Annotated in this window: 17 protein-coding genes; 10 read left to right on the top strand and 7 right to left on the bottom strand. The window is 63.8% G+C overall.

The features are described 5' to 3' along the window. Window positions 1-229: 229 nt before the first annotated feature. The 4 genes from RAM60_RS08000 to RAM60_RS07985 all read left to right on the top strand — a co-directional run bounded on the left by RAM60_RS08000 (window position 230) and on the right by RAM60_RS07985 (window position 4,532). On the top strand, window positions 230-1,222 hold the full coding sequence (locus tag RAM60_RS08000) for a hypothetical protein (RefSeq protein ID WP_369027215.1): 993 nt from the start codon (window positions 230-232) through the stop codon (window positions 1,220-1,222). A gap of 144 nt (window positions 1,223-1,366) precedes the next feature. Further along, complete coding sequence (locus RAM60_RS07995) at window positions 1,367-1,729, top strand: hypothetical protein (protein WP_369027216.1); 363 nt, start codon at window positions 1,367-1,369, stop codon at window positions 1,727-1,729. Between the two features lie 71 nt (window positions 1,730-1,800). Further along, complete coding sequence (gene topA, locus RAM60_RS07990) at window positions 1,801-4,350, top strand: type I DNA topoisomerase (protein WP_369027217.1); 2,550 nt, start codon at window positions 1,801-1,803, stop codon at window positions 4,348-4,350. Next, the gene (locus tag RAM60_RS07985; protein WP_369027218.1) at window positions 4,350-4,532 is read left to right on the top strand and encodes a hypothetical protein; all 183 of its coding nucleotides are present in this window, start codon (window positions 4,350-4,352) and stop codon (window positions 4,530-4,532) included. Before topA ends, RAM60_RS07985 begins: the two co-directional genes overlap by 1 nt. Window positions 4,533-4,539: 7 nt before the next feature. Here RAM60_RS07985 and RAM60_RS07980 read toward each other — a convergent pair whose 3' ends face one another. The 5 genes from RAM60_RS07980 to lepB form a co-directional block, all read right to left on the bottom strand. Beyond that, window positions 4,540-6,087: a phospholipase D family protein gene (locus RAM60_RS07980; protein ID WP_369027219.1), complete on the bottom strand. Its 1,548-nt coding sequence runs from the start codon at window positions 6,085-6,087 to the stop codon at window positions 4,540-4,542. A 66-nt stretch (window positions 6,088-6,153) separates the two neighbouring features. Beyond that, window positions 6,154-7,422, bottom strand: a complete 1,269-nt coding sequence (locus RAM60_RS07975) for an MgtC/SapB family protein (protein WP_369027220.1) — start codon at window positions 7,420-7,422, stop codon at window positions 6,154-6,156. Next, window positions 7,423-8,328: a GTPase Era gene (gene era, locus RAM60_RS07970; RefSeq protein WP_369027221.1), complete on the bottom strand. Its 906-nt coding sequence runs from the start codon at window positions 8,326-8,328 to the stop codon at window positions 7,423-7,425. Then, window positions 8,325-8,987: a ribonuclease III gene (gene rnc, locus RAM60_RS07965; protein ID WP_369027222.1), complete on the bottom strand. Its 663-nt coding sequence runs from the start codon at window positions 8,985-8,987 to the stop codon at window positions 8,325-8,327. Before rnc ends, era begins: the two co-directional genes overlap by 4 nt. An 8-nt stretch (window positions 8,988-8,995) precedes the next feature. Further along, on the bottom strand, window positions 8,996-9,826 hold the full coding sequence (lepB, locus tag RAM60_RS07960; protein WP_369027223.1) for a signal peptidase I: 831 nt from the start codon (window positions 9,824-9,826) through the stop codon (window positions 8,996-8,998). 67 nt (window positions 9,827-9,893) lie between these two features. On the opposite strand from lepB, the gene pgi reads away from it, so the two are divergent. The 6 genes from pgi to RAM60_RS07930 all read left to right on the top strand — a co-directional run bounded on the left by pgi (window position 9,894) and on the right by RAM60_RS07930 (window position 17,232). Beyond that, window positions 9,894-11,444, top strand: coding sequence for a glucose-6-phosphate isomerase (gene pgi / locus RAM60_RS07955; RefSeq protein ID WP_369027224.1), 1,551 nt, complete (start codon window positions 9,894-9,896; stop codon window positions 11,442-11,444). 51 nt (window positions 11,445-11,495) lie between these two features. After that, complete coding sequence (locus RAM60_RS07950; RefSeq protein ID WP_369027225.1) at window positions 11,496-12,899, top strand: PAS domain-containing HWE histidine kinase family protein; 1,404 nt, start codon at window positions 11,496-11,498, stop codon at window positions 12,897-12,899. 205 nt (window positions 12,900-13,104) lie between these two features. Next, the gene (locus RAM60_RS07945; RefSeq protein WP_200980855.1) at window positions 13,105-14,502 is read left to right on the top strand and encodes a DEAD/DEAH box helicase; all 1,398 of its coding nucleotides are present in this window, start codon (window positions 13,105-13,107) and stop codon (window positions 14,500-14,502) included. A gap of 75 nt (window positions 14,503-14,577) precedes the next feature. Next, window positions 14,578-15,264 (top strand): CDP-alcohol phosphatidyltransferase family protein, encoded by a 687-nt coding sequence (locus RAM60_RS07940; protein WP_369027226.1) that lies wholly within the window; start codon window positions 14,578-14,580, stop codon window positions 15,262-15,264. Window positions 15,265-15,340: 76 nt separating this feature from the next. Further along, window positions 15,341-16,693, top strand: a complete 1,353-nt coding sequence (gene gorA, locus RAM60_RS07935) for a glutathione-disulfide reductase (RefSeq protein WP_369027227.1) — start codon at window positions 15,341-15,343, stop codon at window positions 16,691-16,693. Between the two features lie 131 nt (window positions 16,694-16,824). Further along, window positions 16,825-17,232, top strand: coding sequence for a low affinity iron permease family protein (locus RAM60_RS07930; RefSeq protein ID WP_200980852.1), 408 nt, complete (start codon window positions 16,825-16,827; stop codon window positions 17,230-17,232). A 19-nt stretch (window positions 17,233-17,251) separates the two neighbouring features. Here the strand turns inward: RAM60_RS07930 and RAM60_RS07925 are convergent, their stop codons facing one another. Both RAM60_RS07925 and RAM60_RS07920 read right to left on the bottom strand, forming a co-directional pair. Beyond that, window positions 17,252-17,494: a hypothetical protein gene (locus RAM60_RS07925; protein ID WP_510639558.1), complete on the bottom strand. Its 243-nt coding sequence runs from the start codon at window positions 17,492-17,494 to the stop codon at window positions 17,252-17,254. A 52-nt stretch (window positions 17,495-17,546) separates the two neighbouring features. Further along, the gene (locus tag RAM60_RS07920; protein WP_369027229.1) at window positions 17,547-18,665 is read right to left on the bottom strand and encodes an NAD(P)/FAD-dependent oxidoreductase; all 1,119 of its coding nucleotides are present in this window, start codon (window positions 18,663-18,665) and stop codon (window positions 17,547-17,549) included. Window positions 18,666-18,706 lie beyond the last annotated feature (41 nt).

Genomic DNA, 18,706 nt, shown 5'->3' with positions numbered 1-18,706 from the left:
CACCGCGCAGAGGCCCCCCGCCGTCTCGTAACCCGGTCGCAACCATCGCCAGTTTTCATAGCGGGCGCGCCCCCGGCGCTCTCGCGACGGGCCGCCTTCGTACCTCCTGTACGGGCGGCCCGTTCCATAACGGCTTCCTGACGAAAGTCGCTTCCTTCCAAGGCCTTGTCGCTCGAATCCGGTAATTGATGGTCCGGCGCTTCTGCGCCGGATCCAAATGGGGGAATGCATGAAGAGAATTATTGCGGCCGGCGCGCTCGCGCTGGCGCTGTCGGCACCTGTCGCTATCGAGGCGAAGGAGAAGCCACCGATCGAGGTAAAGGACAAGGGCGCACTGCAGGGGGCATCGCAGATTGCGGTCGTTGCCTTCAACATAGGCTTCATTTTCGAATCCATCGACGCCACGGCTGCGACGGGCGGGATGCTCGGAGCATTTGGCGGCACGACCAAGGCCAAGAGTGAACTTGTCGGTGTCACGCCCGAGATGATGCAGCAGATCGCCGACGCGGCATATGGCGACTTCGTTTCCCGGTTGTCGGCGGCTGGCTTTGCCGTTGCCGACCCTTCGGCCGTTTTCAATGACGCCGGTTTCGCCAAGGTGAAGGGTGTCGACACCCCGGCAGAAATCAACATTGCTCTCGAGAAGAAGAGCAAAGGCAAGGCGGTTTACTACAAGCCCAGCCAGCTTCCGATCCAGGTGCTGGTTCCGGGCGATTTTACCGGAAGCGGCATGAGCAGCATGGGCTTGAACATGACCGCCGGCCAGAACAGCTACCAGTTGGCAACCTATGCCAAGGGCGCGGCTACTCCGGTAATCGACGTCACGTACCTCATCGACTTCTCCGACCAGAAGCGGCCCGGTGCGTTCAGCTTCGGAGGCCTCAAGGTCAATGCCAACCTGTCCGTGGTCCCGGGCTTCTCGCAGGTCACCGTTATCGGCGCAAATGGCAAGACCAACACCGTTTCCTTCGGCCAGCCCGTGTCGGTCGATGGCGACTTCATCGAAGTTGCCGATGCCAGTAGCGGGACCGAAAAAACCACGCAGGCAGCGGCTAATGTCGCGGGCGGCGTAGCCGCTGCCCTCGGCTTTGGCGGCTTGCGCTTCGGCAAGACGCGCAAGTTCCAGTTCACCGCCAAGCTGGGCAATTACGAGGAAGGGGCGGGCAAGGCGGCCAGCCTTGCCAACGAAATGGTCGTGGGGGCACTCCAGGCCCAACAATGACGGAATGGAGGGCGGGATAGGCCCGGGGATGGCCCACCTTGTTCCCGCCCTCGCGCGAATGCATGACCTCGTGGATAGCCGGCAACTTCATGCCGCTTGACCGCTGCGACCTTCGCGAAGCAAAAGCTGCGCGGGGGAGGCCATATGACGCCAGAGGAACAGTTCGCCAGCCGGGTCTATCGCTGGGCGGCAATCTACGGCTTTCCCGTCCTGCTGCTCGCCTACTTCCAGCCCGTACCCGATCCGTGGCACCTTGCGCATCTCGGATTTGCCGGCACAGCACTGGTCTTCCAAGGCGTGTTTCTCGTCATCGCCCGCGATCCGCGTCGCTTCCAGCCGCTCATGCCGGTAACCTTCTTCGAGAAACTGTGCTTCGGCATACCGGCGGTTGCCTTCGCTCTCACCGGGCAGAACGAACCGATGACCGGCATCTTCGGCGCGATCGACCTGGTGCTCTTTGCGCTGTTCTTCGTGGCATGGCGCAAGATGGTGCGCTCCACGACTTGACGCGGCCGAATCCCCGGCCCCATTTTCGCGCGTACGTACACGTACACACGTAAGGGACTGCATCTTACCCCATGCAACTGGTCATCGTTGAATCGCCCGCCAAGGCGAAAACTATCGAGAAATACCTGGGTTCGGACTTCAAGGTCCTGGCCTCCTACGGCCACGTGCGCGACCTGCCGCCCAAGGACGGCAGCGTTCGTCCGGACGAGGATTTCGCGATGGACTGGGAGCTCTATCGCGACAAGCAAAGCCGCTTCAAGGATATCGCCGACAATGCCAAGAAGGCCGACCGCCTGATCCTCGCCACCGACCCCGACCGCGAGGGAGAGGCGATTTCTTGGCATGTTCGCGAACTGCTACAGAAGAGGAAGGCGCTTCCCGACAAGGTCGAGCGCGTGACCTTCAACGCGATCACCAAGCAGGCGGTGACCGACGCCATGAAGTCACCGCGCGAGCTCGACCAGCCGCTGATCGACGCGTACCTCGCGCGCCGGGCGCTCGACTATCTCTACGGCTTCACGCTGAGCCCGGTACTGTGGCGACGCCTGCCCGGGGCCAAGAGCGCGGGCCGCGTGCAATCGGTGGCGCTGCGCTTGATCGTCGACCGCGAGATCGAGATCGAGCATTTCCGTGCAGAAGAATACTGGTCGGTCATCGCCAAGCTCCAGCATGACGGGACAGAGTTCGACGCGCGCCTGGTCAAGTTCGACGGCGACAAGCTCGACAAGATGACGTTCGGCAACGAGGGCAGTGCCATGGCCGCGAAGAAGGCGGTCGAGGCGTCCAGCTTCACGGTCGAGGAGGTCGAGACCAAGCCCTTCAAGCGCAATCCGGCGCCGCCGTTCACCACTTCGACGCTGCAACAAGAGGCGGCGCGCAAGCTGGGTTTCTCGGCCAGCCACACCATGCGCCTGGCGCAGTCGCTCTACGAAGCGGGCGCGATCACCTACATGCGTACCGACGGGGTGAGCATGGACGGCAGCGCCATTGCCGCCTGTCGCAAGGCCGTGGCCGACCGTTACGGTGGCCACGCGCTCCCTGACAGTCCGCGGATGTACAAGACCAAAGCGAAGAACGCGCAGGAAGCGCACGAGGCCATCCGCCCGACCGACTTCAACCGCGACCGCGCAGGATCGGGTGACGAGGGCAAGCTCTACGACCTCATTTTCAAGCGTGCGATGGCGAGTCAGATGGCCGCCGCCAGCCTCGAGCGGACGACCGTCACGCTGCGCGATCCGACCGGCCGCCACGAGCTGCGCGCCAGCGGCCAGGTGGTGAAGTATCCCGGCTTCCTTGCCGTCTATCAGGAAGGCCGCGACGACCCCGAGGACGACGAGGACGGCCTGCTCCCGACGCTCGCCAAGGGCGATGCGCCGCTCAAGAAGGGCGTCGAGGCCAACCAGCACTTCACCCAGCCGCCGCCGCGTTTCTCCGAAGCCAGCCTCGTCAAGCGGCTGGAGGAACTCGGCATCGGCCGTCCCTCGACCTATGCCAGCACGATCCAGACGCTGCGCGACCGCAATTATGTCCGGATGGAAAAGAACCGCTTTTTCGCCGAGGAAAGCGGGCGCCTGCTGACGGCCTTCCTCGAACGTTTCTTCGAGCGTTACGTCGCCTTCGACTTCACTGCCGGGATGGAGGAGGAACTCGACACCGTTTCCGACGGGCGCGAGGACTGGAAGGCGCTGCTCGCCGAGTTCTGGAAGGACTTCAAGCCCAAGACCGAAGAGGTAATGGAGAAGAAGCCCTCGGAAGTGACCGAGGAACTCGACGACTTCCTCGCCGACTACCTCTTCCCCGAACGTGCCGACGGCAAGGACCCGCGCCATTGCCCGCTGTGCGAGGTTGAGGGGCGCGAGAACGGCAGGCTGGCCCTGCGTGGCGGCAAATTCGGCGCCTTCGTCGCCTGTGCCAATTACCCCGAGTGCAAGTATACCCGCCAGTTTGCCAAGCCGGGCGGCGCGGACGGTGACGGGGGCGAGGACGCGGTGCTCGGCAACGATCCTGAGACCGGCCTGCCGGTCGAGCGCAAGAGCGGCCGCTTCGGTCCCTACGTCCAGCTGGGCGAGGGCAAGGAGGCCAAGCGCGCGAGCATTCCCAAGGACCTCGACGACTTCGACCTTGAGTGGGCGCTGAAGCTGTTGAGCCTGCCGCGCATCGTCGGGGCGCATCCCGAAACGGGTCTGGAAATCGAAGCAAATATAGGACGTTACGGTCCCTATCTGCGCCATGACGGAAAGTACGGCAAGCTGTCGGGCACGCGCGAAGTGTTCGATGTCGGCATGAACCGTGCGGTCGATATTCTTGCCCAGGCCGCCAATCGCGGCGGGGCAGGCGGGCGCGCCAAGGCCGAGCCGATCAAGACCCTCGGCGCGCACCCGACCAGCGGCGGCGAGATGAAGGTCATGCCGGGCCGCTACGGCCCCTATGTCACCGACGGCACGACCAATGCGACGATCCCCAAGGACGTGAAGCCCGAGGACCTGACCGAAGCGCAGGCAATCGAACTGATCGACGCTCGTGCTGCCAAGGGCCCGACCAAGAAAAAGGGCCGCAAGGCTCCGGCCAAGAAGAAGGCTGCTCCGAAGAAGAAGGCAGCCGCGAAGAAGGCAGCCAGCTGATGGCCAAGGAACATTTCGAGCGCCACAAGCAGCCCTGGACCAGCGACGAGGCCGGTCAGCTGCGCACGCTGGCAGCCAAGGGCAAAGGGCTGAAGGAAATCGCCAAGGCGCTCAATCGCAGCGAGGAATCGACCAAGGACTTCGCCAAGAAGAACAAGATCGGAATTGCCAAGAAGCGTTAGCCTGGCCTCACAGCAGCCATGCAATCGGCAGCTTGGAGAGGGCCCAGATCAAGAACCGCCCAAGCGCACTGGTGCCTGGTTCGGTCCGGTACTCTCGTGATTGCCCCTTGATCGAGGCTGTCCAAATGAGTTCACCATCGTCCCGGGCACTAATCTTGTAGGCGCCACCCGGCAGTCGCTTGTCCAGGCGCGCGACAAGTTCTCCCGCAAGTTCAGGGGATTCGATCACGAAGCCCATTTCGCAATTGAGCAGGGCGCTGCGGGGATCGAAGTTGAAGGAGCCGACGAACAACTGCTGCGCGTCGACCGCAAACGTCTTGGCATGCAGGCTCTCGCCACCGCCGCTGAAGCGAGAAGTGCCGAACTGCTTCATTTCGAGCCGCGCGTCTTCGCCGAGCGGGCGGAGTTCGAACAACTGAACGCCGGCAGCGACGAGCGGCTTGCGGCTTGGGACATATCCCGCATGCACGACGGGAACGTCGGTCACGCTCACGCTGTTCGTGACGACCCGCGTCGTCACGCCACTTCGGGCGAGCGAGGAGAGCCATTCCGTGCCTCGCGAGGCGGGCACAAAATAGCCCGAGATCATGTCGAACCGTTTTCGTGCACCGGTGATGATCGGCGCGAGGCGCGCCACGAGCAACTCGTCCTCGCGGACACGTCCTTCAGCCTTGCGCGGATCATCTGCGAGCAATTCAACGGCCGCCCAGGTGAAGCCACCTTCGGCAAAGCTTGTCTCGAGCTCGGCATAAGCGGCAGCGGTGGCGCTGGCATATGCCTGAGCCAGCGGGCTATCGGCGAATTGGGGGTTGCGCCACCGTTCGGTTCTTTCTGGCTCCACGCCCCCGAGGATAAGCTCGGCGGGATACGCCGCATCGCTCGTCCAGTAACGCTGGAACTCCGCTGAGACTTCCGGGACAATCGCTCCAAAGGTGAGGGCATCGAGGTCGATGAACAGCCCTTCGCTCGCCGCACCGAAATAGACATCGCCGACATTGCGCCCGCCGACCACGGTAATGGCATTGTCGACCGTCAGCGACTTGTTGTGCATCCGGCGGTTGAGGCGCGGAAAGTCGAAGAGGTAATTGGCGAGCCGCGGCCTACGGATCGTCATCGGGTTGAAAATGCGCACATCGATGAGCGGGTGGGTCACAACCGATGCCCACATCGGATCGAGTCCGGCGGTGGGATTGTCGTCGATCAGCACGCGAACGCGCACTCCGCGATCCGCAGCCTTGACGATCTCGGAGAGGAGCAGCGAGCCGGAAAGGTCGTCTTCCCAGATGTAATACTGGGCATCGATCGTTTGTTCCGCCCTGCGCACCATCGCGATGCGCATGGCGAAGGCATCCAGTCCGGTCGTTAGCAGCATGACCGCCGATTTGCCCGGATTGCCGTTGGCGAGGGGCGCGAGACGGTCTACAAGGGAGCTGTCGGACCTTGTGACCGATGCGTCCTGTGGAAAGCGATCCCGGGCCGGCAAGGGATTGGCAAACTTGAGCGTCAGCCCCAGCACCGCAAGTGCGGCCAAAATCAAGACCAGGACAAGCGCCATTCTCGTGAGCTTCGATTTCCCTCGCCTGTGCGGACCGTCGCTGGTTACCACTATCCCGCTCTCCCACTAGAGCCGCAAGTACCCTACCACCAAACTCCCCGCCAGTACCGCCATGCTCGCGCCGAGGGCCAGTGCTGCGGGTCGCGCGGCGCCTTTGCCATAGGCGAGGGTGGTACCGAGCTTCACGGTCATGTTGGCAAGGATAGTCCCGCCGATTGCCAGCGCGGCGAGGTGAGGGGCGATGGTGCCCGGCTCCAGTCCCCCGGCGGTGATGATCGCCGCATCGACATCCATCGTGCCCATGACCAGCAGCAGGACCGCTATGCCCTGTTCGCCGAAGGTCCCCTCGGCCCAGCGCGCGACGACGGCAGCGACCGCGACGAAGGCGACGAAGGTGAAGGCGGGAAGCAGGGCAATCGGGTTGCCCGGCGGGGCCGCGCCGGTGCTGTGCGGCGCCCGGCGATAGAGCCACCAGCTGACAGCGAAACCCGTCACGAGTGCCGGAGCCACGATGATCACGAAGGGCACCAGCAGGCTCGTCGCGAGGATCGCGACCAGCACGATCACCCGCAGGTACATGACTGCCGTGGCCAGCGCGATACCCGCATTCTCCGCCCCGCCACCTTCTCCTGCGCCAAGCTTCTGCGAGAAGGAATACGTCACCGCCGTCGAGCTGTAGGCCCCGCCGATGATGGCGGTCGCGATGGTCCCGCGCTTCGCCCCGAACACCCGGTTGGCGGCGTATCCGGCGAAGGAGAAGCCGGTGACGACGATCACCACCAGCCACAGCGCGTGTGGATCCCAGGCGTCGTAGGGGCCGAAACGTCCGTTGGGCAGGAAGGGATAGACCGCCGCCGCGATCACGGCGTAGCGGGCGAGCGCCTTGATGTCCTCCTCGTCGAGCAGGTGGATCAGCCGATGCGTCTCGCTCCGCAGCGCCAGGACGAAAGTCGCCACTGCCGCGCCCGCTACTGCAAGAGCCGGCTGGCCAATACCTGCGAGAAAACCGAGAACGATCGTCACCATCGCCGCGACGGCGGTGGTAGCATCTGCGCGCCCGCTGGACTGCATATCGCGCCAGTATCCGAGGGCTGTAACGCCAGCAAGGCCGGCGACGATCAAACCGGCAACGAGCGAGTAGCCAAGTGACTGCAGCAGGCCTGCCACGCCTGAACCGAGTCCGAGCAGTGTAAAGGTCCTGATTCCGGCAACTCGCGACCCGTCGGCAGCTGAACGCAACTTCCAGCCGCGCTCGATGCCAATCAGCAGGCCGACGGCAAACGCCGCGCCGAGCGTCAGGGACGTGGGGCCGAGGCTAATTGAGGCCCCTCCCATTTAGCGCACCCAGTCGAGGCCCATTTCCTCGAACATTTCCTTGTCCTCGGTCCAGCGCTCGTCGGTCTTCACATGAAGGAAGAGGTGGACCTTCTGGCCCAGTACTTCGGACAGTTCCTTGCGCGCCGCCTCGCCGATGGCCTTGATTTTCGAACCGCCCTTGCCGAGCACGATGGCGCGCTGGTTGTCGCGGGTGACGACGATCTGCTGGTGGATCTCGACGCTGCCATCCTTGCGCTGGATGTACTTCTCGGGCCGCACCGCACTGTCGTAGGGAAGTTCCTCGTGCAGCTGCTTGTAGAGCTGTTCGCGGGTGATCTCGGTGGCAAGCAGGCGCTCGCTGGCGTCGCTGACCTGGTCCTCGGGATAGTGCCAGGGACCCTCGGGCATCATTGCGGCAAGCGCGGCCTTCATCTCGGGCACGCCGTCGCCGGTAAGGGCGGAGACGAAGAACACCTCGGCGAAGTCGACTTTTTTACCCAGTTCCTGCGCCAGTGCGAGGAGCGGCTCCTTCTTGGCCACATCGACCTTGTTGAGGACGAGAATCTTGCGCTCGGGCCGGCCGGCAATCTGTTCGACCAGCGGTTCGAGTTCGTGCCGGCGCTGCTTGACCGGGTCGACCAGCAGCAGGACCGCATCGGCAGCTTCCGCGCCTTCCCACGCCGCGCTGACCATGGCGCGGTCGAGGCGGCGCTTGGGCGCGAAAATGCCCGGCGTGTCGACCAGGATCATCTGCGTGTCGCCTTCGAGGGCAATGCCCATCATCCGCGCCCGCGTCGTCTGCGCCTTGGCACTGGTGATGGCCACCTTCTGGCCGACGAGCTGGTTCACCAGCGTCGACTTGCCCGCATTGGGGGCACCGAGCACGGCCACGACGCCGCACCTTGTGGTTGCGCTATCGCTCACCCGTATTTCTCCATGAATTCCTTGGCTGCGGCCTTCTCAGCTTCGCCCTTGCTGCTTGCAGTCCCTTCCGCCTCGCCGACGCGGTGAACGCGTACGCGCACCGTGAAGGTCATCGCGTGGTCGGGGCCCGAACGGTCGATGATCTCGTATTCGGGCGGCTTGCGCTGGTTACCCGCGGCCCATTCCTGCAATGCGCTCTTGGGATGCTTGGCCTTGCCGGCTCCGCTTTCGAGTGCGGGCCGGAACAGCAGTTCGACGACCTCGCGGGAGGCTTCGAAACCGTTGTCGAGATACTGCGCGCCGAGCAGGCTTTCGACAACGTCGCCCAGGATGTTGTCACTGTTGCGGCCGCCATCGGCATGGGCCTGCTTCGAGATGCGGATATGTGCCGGCAGGCCGATGCCGCGGGCGACTTCGGCGCACATCTCGCGGCTGACGATGGCATTGAGGCGCTGTGCGAGCTTGCCCTCGGGCGCGGTGCTCTGGCGATAGAGCCAGTTGGCGATCGAGAGGCCGAGAACACGATCGCCGAGGAACTCCAGCCGCTCGTAATCGCGCTTTTCGCCCATGCTGCCGTGGGTCAGCGCGGCGAGCCACATTTCCTCGTCACGCACGGTGAAGCCGGTCGCTTCAAGCCATGCGCGGGTATCGTCGGACATGCCCCTGCTCATATGCCGTGCCCGATCCGGTCCCAGCGCGCGGCGGTGAACCATGTCCAGGGGAGCAACCATTCGGCGCTGCCATCGGTGGAGAACAGCACCACGCTGGCGCGTGCGACCAGCGCGTTCTGGTCGACCAGCCCCACGCCGCCCCCGGGAACTGCAGGAAAGCGGCTGTCCATCGAGTTGTCGCGGTTGTCGCCCATCATGAATACCTGCCCCTCAGGCACGACGACAGGGCCGAAATCGTCCTGGATGGTAGCACCGAAGTCGAGCACCTGGATTTTCTTGCCACCCGGCAGCGTCTCCTCGAAGCGGGAATAGCGGCAGGCTTCGTTGCCGCTCGGGTAGCGCATTAGTTGTCCGCGCGGGTGGCAGCGGGTGTTTGCGCTTACCGGCATCAGGAAGTCGGCGATCTTCCTCTTAGGGACCATCTCGCCGTTGATGACCAGCACGCCGTTGCGCATCGCGATCGTATCTCCGGGAAGGCCAATGGCCCGCTTGACGTATTCGGTGCCGTCGACCGGGTGCTTGAACACCACCACGTCGCCGCGGGTAGGCAGGCTTCCGAATACGCGGTCCCTGGGGCCCGGAATCCCCAGGGGCAGCGAATTCTCGTTGTAGCCATAGGGCCACTTGGCCGCGATCAGGTAGTCGCCGGTCTGCAGGCCGGGCAACATGCTCTCGCTGGGAATGGTGAAGAAGCTGAACAGGAACGTGCGGAAAATCAGCACCGCGAGCACGAGTTTGGTGCAGAACCACAGGAAGCTGCCCCAGCTTTCCTGCTCCTTGCGCTCGCCGCCCTCGACGGCATTCGTATCCATCACCTGATCTGTCATGCGGGGTTCTCAATCATCGCCGAGTTCCCTAGTCGCGGCAGTCGGCACACGAAAGGATTTTTGCGCGATGACCACCCCGACCGAGCTCTGGCACAAACTGGCATCCCTGCCGCGCCCGACGCTGGGAGAACTGTTCAGCGCCCAGCGTGACGGCGGCGAGGGCGCCGACGAGCCTGCGGGTGCAGAACGCGTCGCCATGCTCTCCGGCCGGATCGAACTGGGCGACGGGGGCATCCTGTTTGACTGGTCCAAGACCCACCTCGACCGCGACGTCATTGCCGCCTTCGAGGAACTGGCCGAGGCGATGGATTTCGGCGGAATGCGCGCCAAGCTGTTTGCCGGAGAGGTCGTGAATCCGACCGAGGGCCGTGCCGCCGACCATGCGACGCTGCGCGGAACGGGCGATCCCGCCAAGGTCGAGGAAGCCGCGGCTCTGATCGACCGCATGGGCATGCTGGTCGAAGCTATCCATGCGGGCGCACTGGGCGAGATAGAGCACCTGATCCACATCGGTATCGGTGGCAGTGCTCTGGGCCCTGCGCTGGGGGTCGATGCGTTGAGCCGCGACCTCAGCTATTGCGACGTCCATGTCGTCTCGAACATCGACGGCGTCGCGCTGGAGCAGGCGTTCGCTGCCTGCGATCCGGCCAAGACGCTGGTTGCGGTGGCAAGCAAGACCTTCACCACGATCGAGACCATGACCAACGCTGAAAGCGCGCTGAAGTGGCTGCGCGACAATGGCGTTTCGGACCCGGGCGGGCGCGTGATCGCGCTGACCGCGTCACCCGAAAAGGCAGTCGAATGGGGTGTCGATGAAACCCGCATCCTGCCGTTCCAGGAAAGTGTCGGCGGCCGCTATTCGATCTGGTCGAGCATCGGCTTCCCGATCGCAATGGCGGTCGGCATGGACGATTTCCGCGCGATGCTTGCAGGCGCGAGGGCAATCGACGAGCATTTCCGCGATACCGACGGGGCGGCCAACCTCGTTTTGCGCGCGGCATTTGCCGATCTCTATTATTCGCGCGTGCGCGGATGCCAGACCCGCGCCGTGTTCGCCTATGACGAGCGGCTGGGCCTCTTCCCGGATTACCTCCAGCAGCTCGAGATGGAATCCAATGGCAAGCGTGTTACTGCCGAGATGCAGCCGGTCGAAGGTCCGACGGCACCGATCACCTGGGGCGGAGTCGGCACCGATGCGCAGCACGCGGTGTTCCAGCTGCTCCACCAGGGTACCCACCTGATTCCGGTCGACTTCATAGCCAGCATAGCGCCCGGCGACGACCTTGACGCCGCACACCACCGCATCCTGCTGATGAACTGTTTTGCGCAGGGTGCGGCACTGATGGCGGGCAAGGCGGGCGAGGACCCGGCGCGCAACTACCCTGGCGATCGGCCCTCCGCGACAATGCTGTGCGACGACCTCGACGCGGCGACCCTGGGCGCGCTGATTGCCTTCCACGAACACCGCACCTTCGCCAACGCCGTGCTGATGGGCATCAACCCCTTCGACCAGTTCGGCGTCGAACTGGGCAAGCAGATGGCCAAGGCGATCGAGAAGGGCGGAGAACAGTTCGACGCCAGCACCGACGCTCTGCTCAAGGCAGCTGGGTTGGGTTAGGTCGATTTTTTCATTCCAGTTCGGCGTAGTCGTGATAATTGGAAGCAATCGATGAACGAGCTTGCTGACCAATCATTCCGCGATGCGCACTTTGCCGCGATCGTCGCCAACTCGACCGACGCCATCGTTTCCAAGGATCTCAATGGCGTGGTCATCTCTTGGAACGCTGCGGCCGAGCGGCTGTTTGGCTGGACCGCGGAAGAAATGATCGGCGAAAGCATCCGGCGCATCATTCCGCCCGACCGCCAGGATGAGGAAAACGCCATCCTTGCTCGGGTCCGGGCAGGCGAACTGGTGAAGAAGTTCGAGACCCTCCGGCAAACCAAGGCGGGAATTGTCATTCCCATCGCAGTTACGGTCTCACCGATCCGGGATGCCACCGGTGCGGTGGTGGGCGCGTCCAAGATCGCGCACGACCTGCGTGAACACAGCACGCTCCGCCAGGAACTGCGCGAAAGCCAGCAACAGTTCGTGGCGCTGGCCCAATACATACCGCAGCTTGCCTGGATGGCGGACAGCAAGGGCTGGATCTTCTGGTACAACCAGCGTTGGTACGATTACACCGGTACCACACTCGAGCAGATGCAGGGGTGGGGCTGGAAGAATGTCCACCACCCCGATCACGTCGATCGCGTAGTCGAGCGGATCCAGCACGCATGGGATACGGGTGAAGACTGGGAGGACACATTCCCGCTAAGGGGTGCCGATGGCGAATTTCGCTGGTTCCTGTCGCGCGCCAACCCGCTCAAGGACGATGAAGGAAACGTCCTGCTGTGGTGCGGGACCAATACCGACATCACCGAGCAACGCGAAGCGAGCGAGCGCATCACCTTGCTCATGCGCGAGGTGAACCACCGTGCGCGCAATATGCTCTCCACCGTTCAGGCGATCGTCAATCGCACGGCATCGGCCAGTGACAGCGAGCTTGCCGATGCATTGCTTCGTCGCATCGCGGCTCTCTCGGCCAACCAGAACCTGCTCAACGAAGGAGATTGGGTCGGGGCGGTCGTCGCGGACATTGTTGCTTCGCAGATACTGCATGTCGGGGACATAGCAGAAGGACGCATCCACACGGGTCCCCGTGACCGGGTGATGCTGAAGCCCGGCCCTGCCGAGGCGCTGGGCCTCGCCATCCATGAACTCGCTACGAACGCCGCGAAATACGGGGCGCTCGCAAACGACACGGGCGAGATCGATGTTACCTGGGGCTTCGAAGGCGAAGGCGAAGACAGGCGCTTTGTCATGGAGTGGCGCGAGCGAGGTGGGCCGCCGGTTGAAAAGCCCGAGCGCAAGGGCTTCGGCACCACCATTATCGAACGTAATCCCGCCTTCGCCATGCGTGCCGACGTGACGCTGGACTTCGATCCCGCCGGCCTCGTGTGGCGGATATCCGCACCGTATGACAGTGCGATAGCGCCGGACCTGTCCGACACCTCTCAACCCGAAGCGGATTGACTTTTTGCACTGCAGCATCCACATGGCCGTAATCGAAGCGCGCTAGCCAGCGTGAAGCGGCGATGTGGAGACATCCATCGCCCCGGCCGCGCCTCGGTCCAGTTTTTCAAGGACTTCCCTTTTCACGCGGGTGGTTTTCAACCCCGCGACCGCGCCCGGACTCCGCCCTGGAGCCGCGAGCGCGCCGCATTCGATGCGAGTACACATGACTCAGTTTTCAGATCTCGGGCTGTCGCAGCCCGTCCTCCAGGCCCTCGATCTCAAGGGCTACGACACGCCCACTCCGATCCAGGAGCAGGCCATTCCTCCCGTCCTCGCGGGCCGCGACCTCATGGGCATCGCCCAGACCGGCACCGGCAAGACGGCCGCCTTCATGCTGCCCTCCATCGACCGCCTGCGCGAGGCGGAGAAGCAGACCCCGTTCAAGTCCTGCCGCATGCTGGTGCTTGCGCCGACCCGCGAACTGGCCGGGCAGATTGCCCAGTCGGCCAAGGACTACGGCGCGCTCGCCGGACTCAAGGTGCAGTCGATCGTCGGCGGCACTTCGGTCAACAAGGACCGCAACAAGCTCCACCGCGGCACCGATATCCTCGTGGCCACGCCGGGCCGCCTGCTCGACCTGATCGACCAGAAGGCATTTGCCCTCAACGGCGTCGAAATCCTCGTCCTCGACGAAGCCGACCAGATGCTCGACCTCGGTTTTATTCACGCCCTGAAGCGCATCAGCCAGCTGGTGCCGAAGGAGCGCCAGACGCTGTTCTTCAGCGCCACCATGCCCAAGTCGATCAAGGACCTTGCCGCGCAATACTGCCAGTCGCCGGTCCACGTCTCGGTGACGCCCGAGAGCACCACGGCGGAGCGCATCGAGCAGTATCTCTTCATGGTCCAGCAGGACGAGAAGCAGACCCTGATCGAGATGATCCTCAAGGGTCGCCACCGCGTGCCGGGCGAGTTCGAGCGCGTGCTCGTCTTCACCCGCACCAAGCACGGTGCCGACCGCGTGGTGAAGAAGCTCGGCCAGGTCGGCGTGCGCGCCAATGCCATCCACGGCAACAAGAGCCAGCCGCAGCGCGAGCGCGCGCTGGGCGAATTCCGCAGCGGCACCACGCCTGTGCTGGTTGCGACCGACGTTGCTGCGCGCGGGATCGACATTCCGGGCGTCAGCCACGTCATCAACTACGAGCTGCCCAACGTGCCTGAACAGTACGTCCACCGCATCGGACGCACCGCGCGCGCCGGGCGTGACGGCATCGCCATCGCCTTCTGTGCCGAGGACGAGCGCGACTACCTCAAGGACATTCGCAAGAAGACCGACGCCGAGTTCGAGCGCCTGCCGCTGCCGGACAATTTCCGTGCCGTGGTCGAGGGCGTCGGGCCGACCAAGCGCGAGCAGAAGCCCAAGCTCGCTCGCCCGAACGTCCGCCCCACCGGCGATGCAGCGGCAAGGAAGCCGAAGCCCAAGAACAAGCACCCCAACCGTGCCGGCGCACCCAAGCGCGATGGCGCAAGCGGGGGCGGGGCACCCGGCGGTCGTCCGCAGGGCAAGCGACCCGGCGGGGGCGGCAATCGCCGTCGGCGTTCGGGGGCCCGTCGCCAAGCCTGATCGTTTGGCTGCTGGACACTGGATCGGCTTGGGCGCATGAGCGCGTCCAAGTCGCATTGCTTGGAGCACCAGACGATGGAACCGGCCTTCAAGCCCAAGATTACCCCGATTGACCGTATCCAGGAAAACCTCGTCGCTCGTATCGAACGGCGCGCCTTGAACTGGCTGTGTGCACGCCTGCCGCGCCGCGTATCGCCCGACATGCTGACTGCCTTCGGGATGCTTGGCGCTCTGATGGTTTTTTCCGGTTATCTCGGCAGCAATCTGGACCGCGACTGGCTGTGGCTGTCGGTGGCCGGATATGTCGTGCACTGGTTCGGGGATTCGCTCGATGGCAGCCTCGCCCGCTTCCGCAAGATCGAACGGCCGCGGTACGGCTACTTCCTCGATCATAGCTGCGACGGGTTGGCGACCACACTGCTGGTGGTCGGCATCGGGTTAAGCCCTTTCGTCCAGCTTGAAGTCGCTTTGGTGGCCCTTGCAGGGTACCTGCTGATGTCGATCCACGCCTTCCTGTCTGTGCGCGTGCTCGGGGAATTGCGGTTGTCCTACATGAATGCCGGACCGACAGAACTGCGGCTCATTCTCATTGCCCTGACCCTGGCCATGTATGGATTTGGTCGGGAACACCCGATCATCTCGCAGTTGAACGGTTTCGACCTGTTCGTAGGTGGCGTGGGACTGGTGCTGGTTGCACTTTTCGTCGTCCAGACGCTGCAAGTGGCGAGACGCCTCGCGGTTGAGGAACCATCGCGAAACTAGACCCGGCCTGTAACTCCTGCCTTGGCAAAAGCGTATCGCATCGCGATATCGCGGTCCGCGAACCAAGGAGTGCTCCATGTCCGACAGCTATGATTTCGACCTCTTCACCATCGGCGCGGGGTCGGGCGGGGTGCGGGCCAGCCGCGTTTCCGCCGCGCATGGGGCGAAGGTCGCGATTGCCGAGGAATTCCGGGTCGGCGGGACCTGCGTCATTCGCGGCTGCGTGCCCAAGAAGATGCTCGTCTACGGTGCGCATTTCGCCGAGGACCTCAAGGACGCGCGCAATTTCGGCTGGAAGACCGAGACCTGCGACTTCGATTGGATCACCCTGCGCGACAACGTCCTGAAGGATGTCGACCGGCTCGAGGGTGCCTATACCGACACGCTCGAGAACCACGATGTCACCATCTTCCACGAACGTGCCGAGATCACCGGCGGGCACGAAATCACGCTGGCGAGCGGGAAGAAGGTCACCGCGAAATACATCCTCATCGCTACCGGTGCCCGACCGCAGATTCCTGATGTCGAGGGGGCGGAGCATGCGATTACCTCCAATGAGGCATTCCATCTCGACGCGCTGCCCAAGCGTATCATCATCGCCGGCGGTGGTTATATCGCCAACGAGTTCGCGGGCATCTTCAACGAGTTCGGTAGCAAGGTGACGCTGGTCAACCGGAGCGACAAGCTGCTGCGCGGCTACGATCAGGCGCTGATCGACCGCCTGCTGCAGATCTCGGTGATGAAGGGCATAGATTTCAAGTTCAACACGGTGTTCGAGTATATCAAGCCATGCAAGGACGGCGGCTTCTTCGTGAAGCTGTCCGATTGCGACGAAGAGCATGTCGACCAGGTCATGTTCGCCACCGGCCGCGTTCCCAATATCGAAGGACTGGGGCTCGAAAAGGCGGGTGTGGAGCTGGGCGACAAGGGCGAGATCAAGGTCGACCGCTTCAGCAAGACCAACATCGATCACATCTATGCCGTCGGCGACGTGACCGACCGTGTCCAGCTGACCCCGGTTGCCATTCGCGAAGGCCAGGCCTTTGCCGACACCATCTTTGGCAAGGGCGACCCGGTGGCGGTCGACCACTCCTGTATCCCCAGCGCCGTCTTCAGCCATCCGCCAATCGCCGCGGTCGGGATGACCGAGGGTGAGGCCAAGAACAAGCTCGGCAGCGTCAAGGTCTACCAGTCCGATTTCCGCCCGATGAAGAACGTGCTGGCGGGCCGTAACGAGCGCAGCCTGATGAAAATGGTCTGCGACGGCGAGAGCGGGAAGATCGTCGGCATACACATGATTGCGCCTGATGCGGCGGAAATGATGCAGGCGGCGGCCATCGCGGTGAAGGCCGGTCTGACCAAGGCAGATTTCGACGCGACTACCGCGATCCACCCGACGATGGCGGAAGAACTGGTTCTCATGCGCTAGGCGCACGCCGGGCCGCCAGGGCGAATTGCACGGATTTCGCAGCCCGGCGGATTGCGCAGGCTCTGTTGGTGAATATGCTTCGAAGAGGAAGGGGCACGGCTGTGTGTTCCCGGCAACGTCGAGGCATTGCCATGGACCGATTCTTCACATCCTTTGCATCCCGCACCGCCGTGGCAACCGGGCAGCCTTCCGCCTTCGTCATCGCGGTGACTGTCATTGCCGCCTGGGTTCTCAGCGGGCCGTACTTCGGCTGGTCGGACACATGGCAGCTGGTGGTGAACACAGGCACGACCATCGCCACCTTCCTGATGGTCTTCCTGATCCAGAATTCGCAGAACCGCGACGCAGCCGCGATCCAGGCCAAGCTCGACGAGCTGATCCGGTCGGTCCACGATGCGCGCAACGAGTTTGTCGGGATCGAGCACCTGACCGATCGCGAGATCGAGGAAATCAGGACGGAGCTGGAGCGCGAAGTGGCGACGCAGCTACCCGGGCGCAGGCGTCACGAGACGATCAAGCGGATGCTCCAGAGGCGCTAGTCGTGGAACCTCGATCGATTCAGTCGAGAGCGCCGAGCAGGTGCTCCATCCGGTCGCGGGAATAGTCGTCGAGTGACCGGTACTGTTCACGCAGTGGCGCGTCGGACGACCAGTTCTGCAGCATCAGCCACGCGCTCTTTTCGACCTGGCTGAGCCCCGCAGGGCAGGGCAGGACCTTTTCGATTTCGGCAGCTCGCTGACCACCCAGCCGCTGCCGCAGGGCGTCTCTCAGGACGGCACGAGAATCGGCAGTGACGAGCATGTGGCCGATTCTGCCGCGGAATTCGCTGAGCACAATCAGCGGCTGATAGCTGTCACATTGATGACGCAAACCGCTCCGGCGAAAGGGATGCTTCGTCCACGCCGACGACGCGCAACTCCTCCGGCCATTCGCTACCCGTGGCGACGGCTTCCACCGCCAGTGCCATTGCGGGCGAGGTCTGGAGGCCGAAACCACCTTGTCCTGCGAGCCAGAAGAAGCCCGGTGCATCGGGATGGAAACCCGCCACCGGCCTGCGGTCTGGCACGAAACTTCTGAGGCCCGCCCACTTGCTTGCAAGGCGGCGGATTTGCAGCGTCGTCGCTTCTTCAACGCGCCACGCGGCGAGGGCGACATCCTCTTCCTCCGGTTGCGCGTCGCAGGGTTCGGTCGGGTTCTCGTCCATCGGACAGGCAAGCAAGCGGGCACGTCCCTCCGGTTCGATATAGAAGCCCGGGCCGACCGTCTTGGTGAAAGGCCATGCCGAAACGTCGAGGCCCTCGGGTGCGTCGAAGGTAATGACCGTGCGGCGCAGGGGTGAAATGCCGATCGGCGCGACCCCGGCCATCGTCGCCACCTCGTCTACCCAGGCACCTGCTGCATTGATCACCACGCGGGCGGACCAGGCGCCTTGTGCGGTCTCGACAAGCCAACGCCCGCCCTCATGGCGCAGTGAGGACACGGCAGCACCAGTCGCAAGTCTTCCGCCAGCCGCCGACAAGGACTTGCGGTGCCCTTCGAGCATCGCGTGAGCATCGAGCTTTCGCCCCGTGCGATCGAGCACGGCGCCGATGATCCCGCCTTCACCTTCGCGCAGGACGGGGACCAGAGTTCTTGCCTCTGCCACGCTAAGTCGCTCGACCGTCGCACTCCATTCGCGATAGTTCGCCTCGACCCGGTCGAGGGCGGCCTCCTGTCCTTCCAGCGCGATGAACAGGGCGGGGTGGATGTGCGCCGCCGGCTCCTCGAAGAACGGCATGCTGGCGGCGGTCAGGGCGCGGACGACAGGTGCATCCATGTCGAAATGGGCAAAGGCTGCACTGCGGCCGGAGGAATGGACGCCCGGTGCGCCTTCCATTTCGCACACCACGACCGAGCCGTGGCCGACGAGCCTCGCGGCGGCGGACATGCCGGCGATACCGGCACCGACGACTATGAAATCGACCTGTTCCATCGAAACTCCGTTGCCCGCTGCAACCCGCACTCGTAGGTAGC

This window comes from Qipengyuania sp. RANM35, from assembly GCF_041021145.2.
Lineage (GTDB): Bacteria > Pseudomonadota > Alphaproteobacteria > Sphingomonadales > Sphingomonadaceae > Qipengyuania > Qipengyuania soli.
Note: the sequence above shows the minus strand (reverse complement) of the source record. Positions and strands in the feature narration are given on the sequence as shown.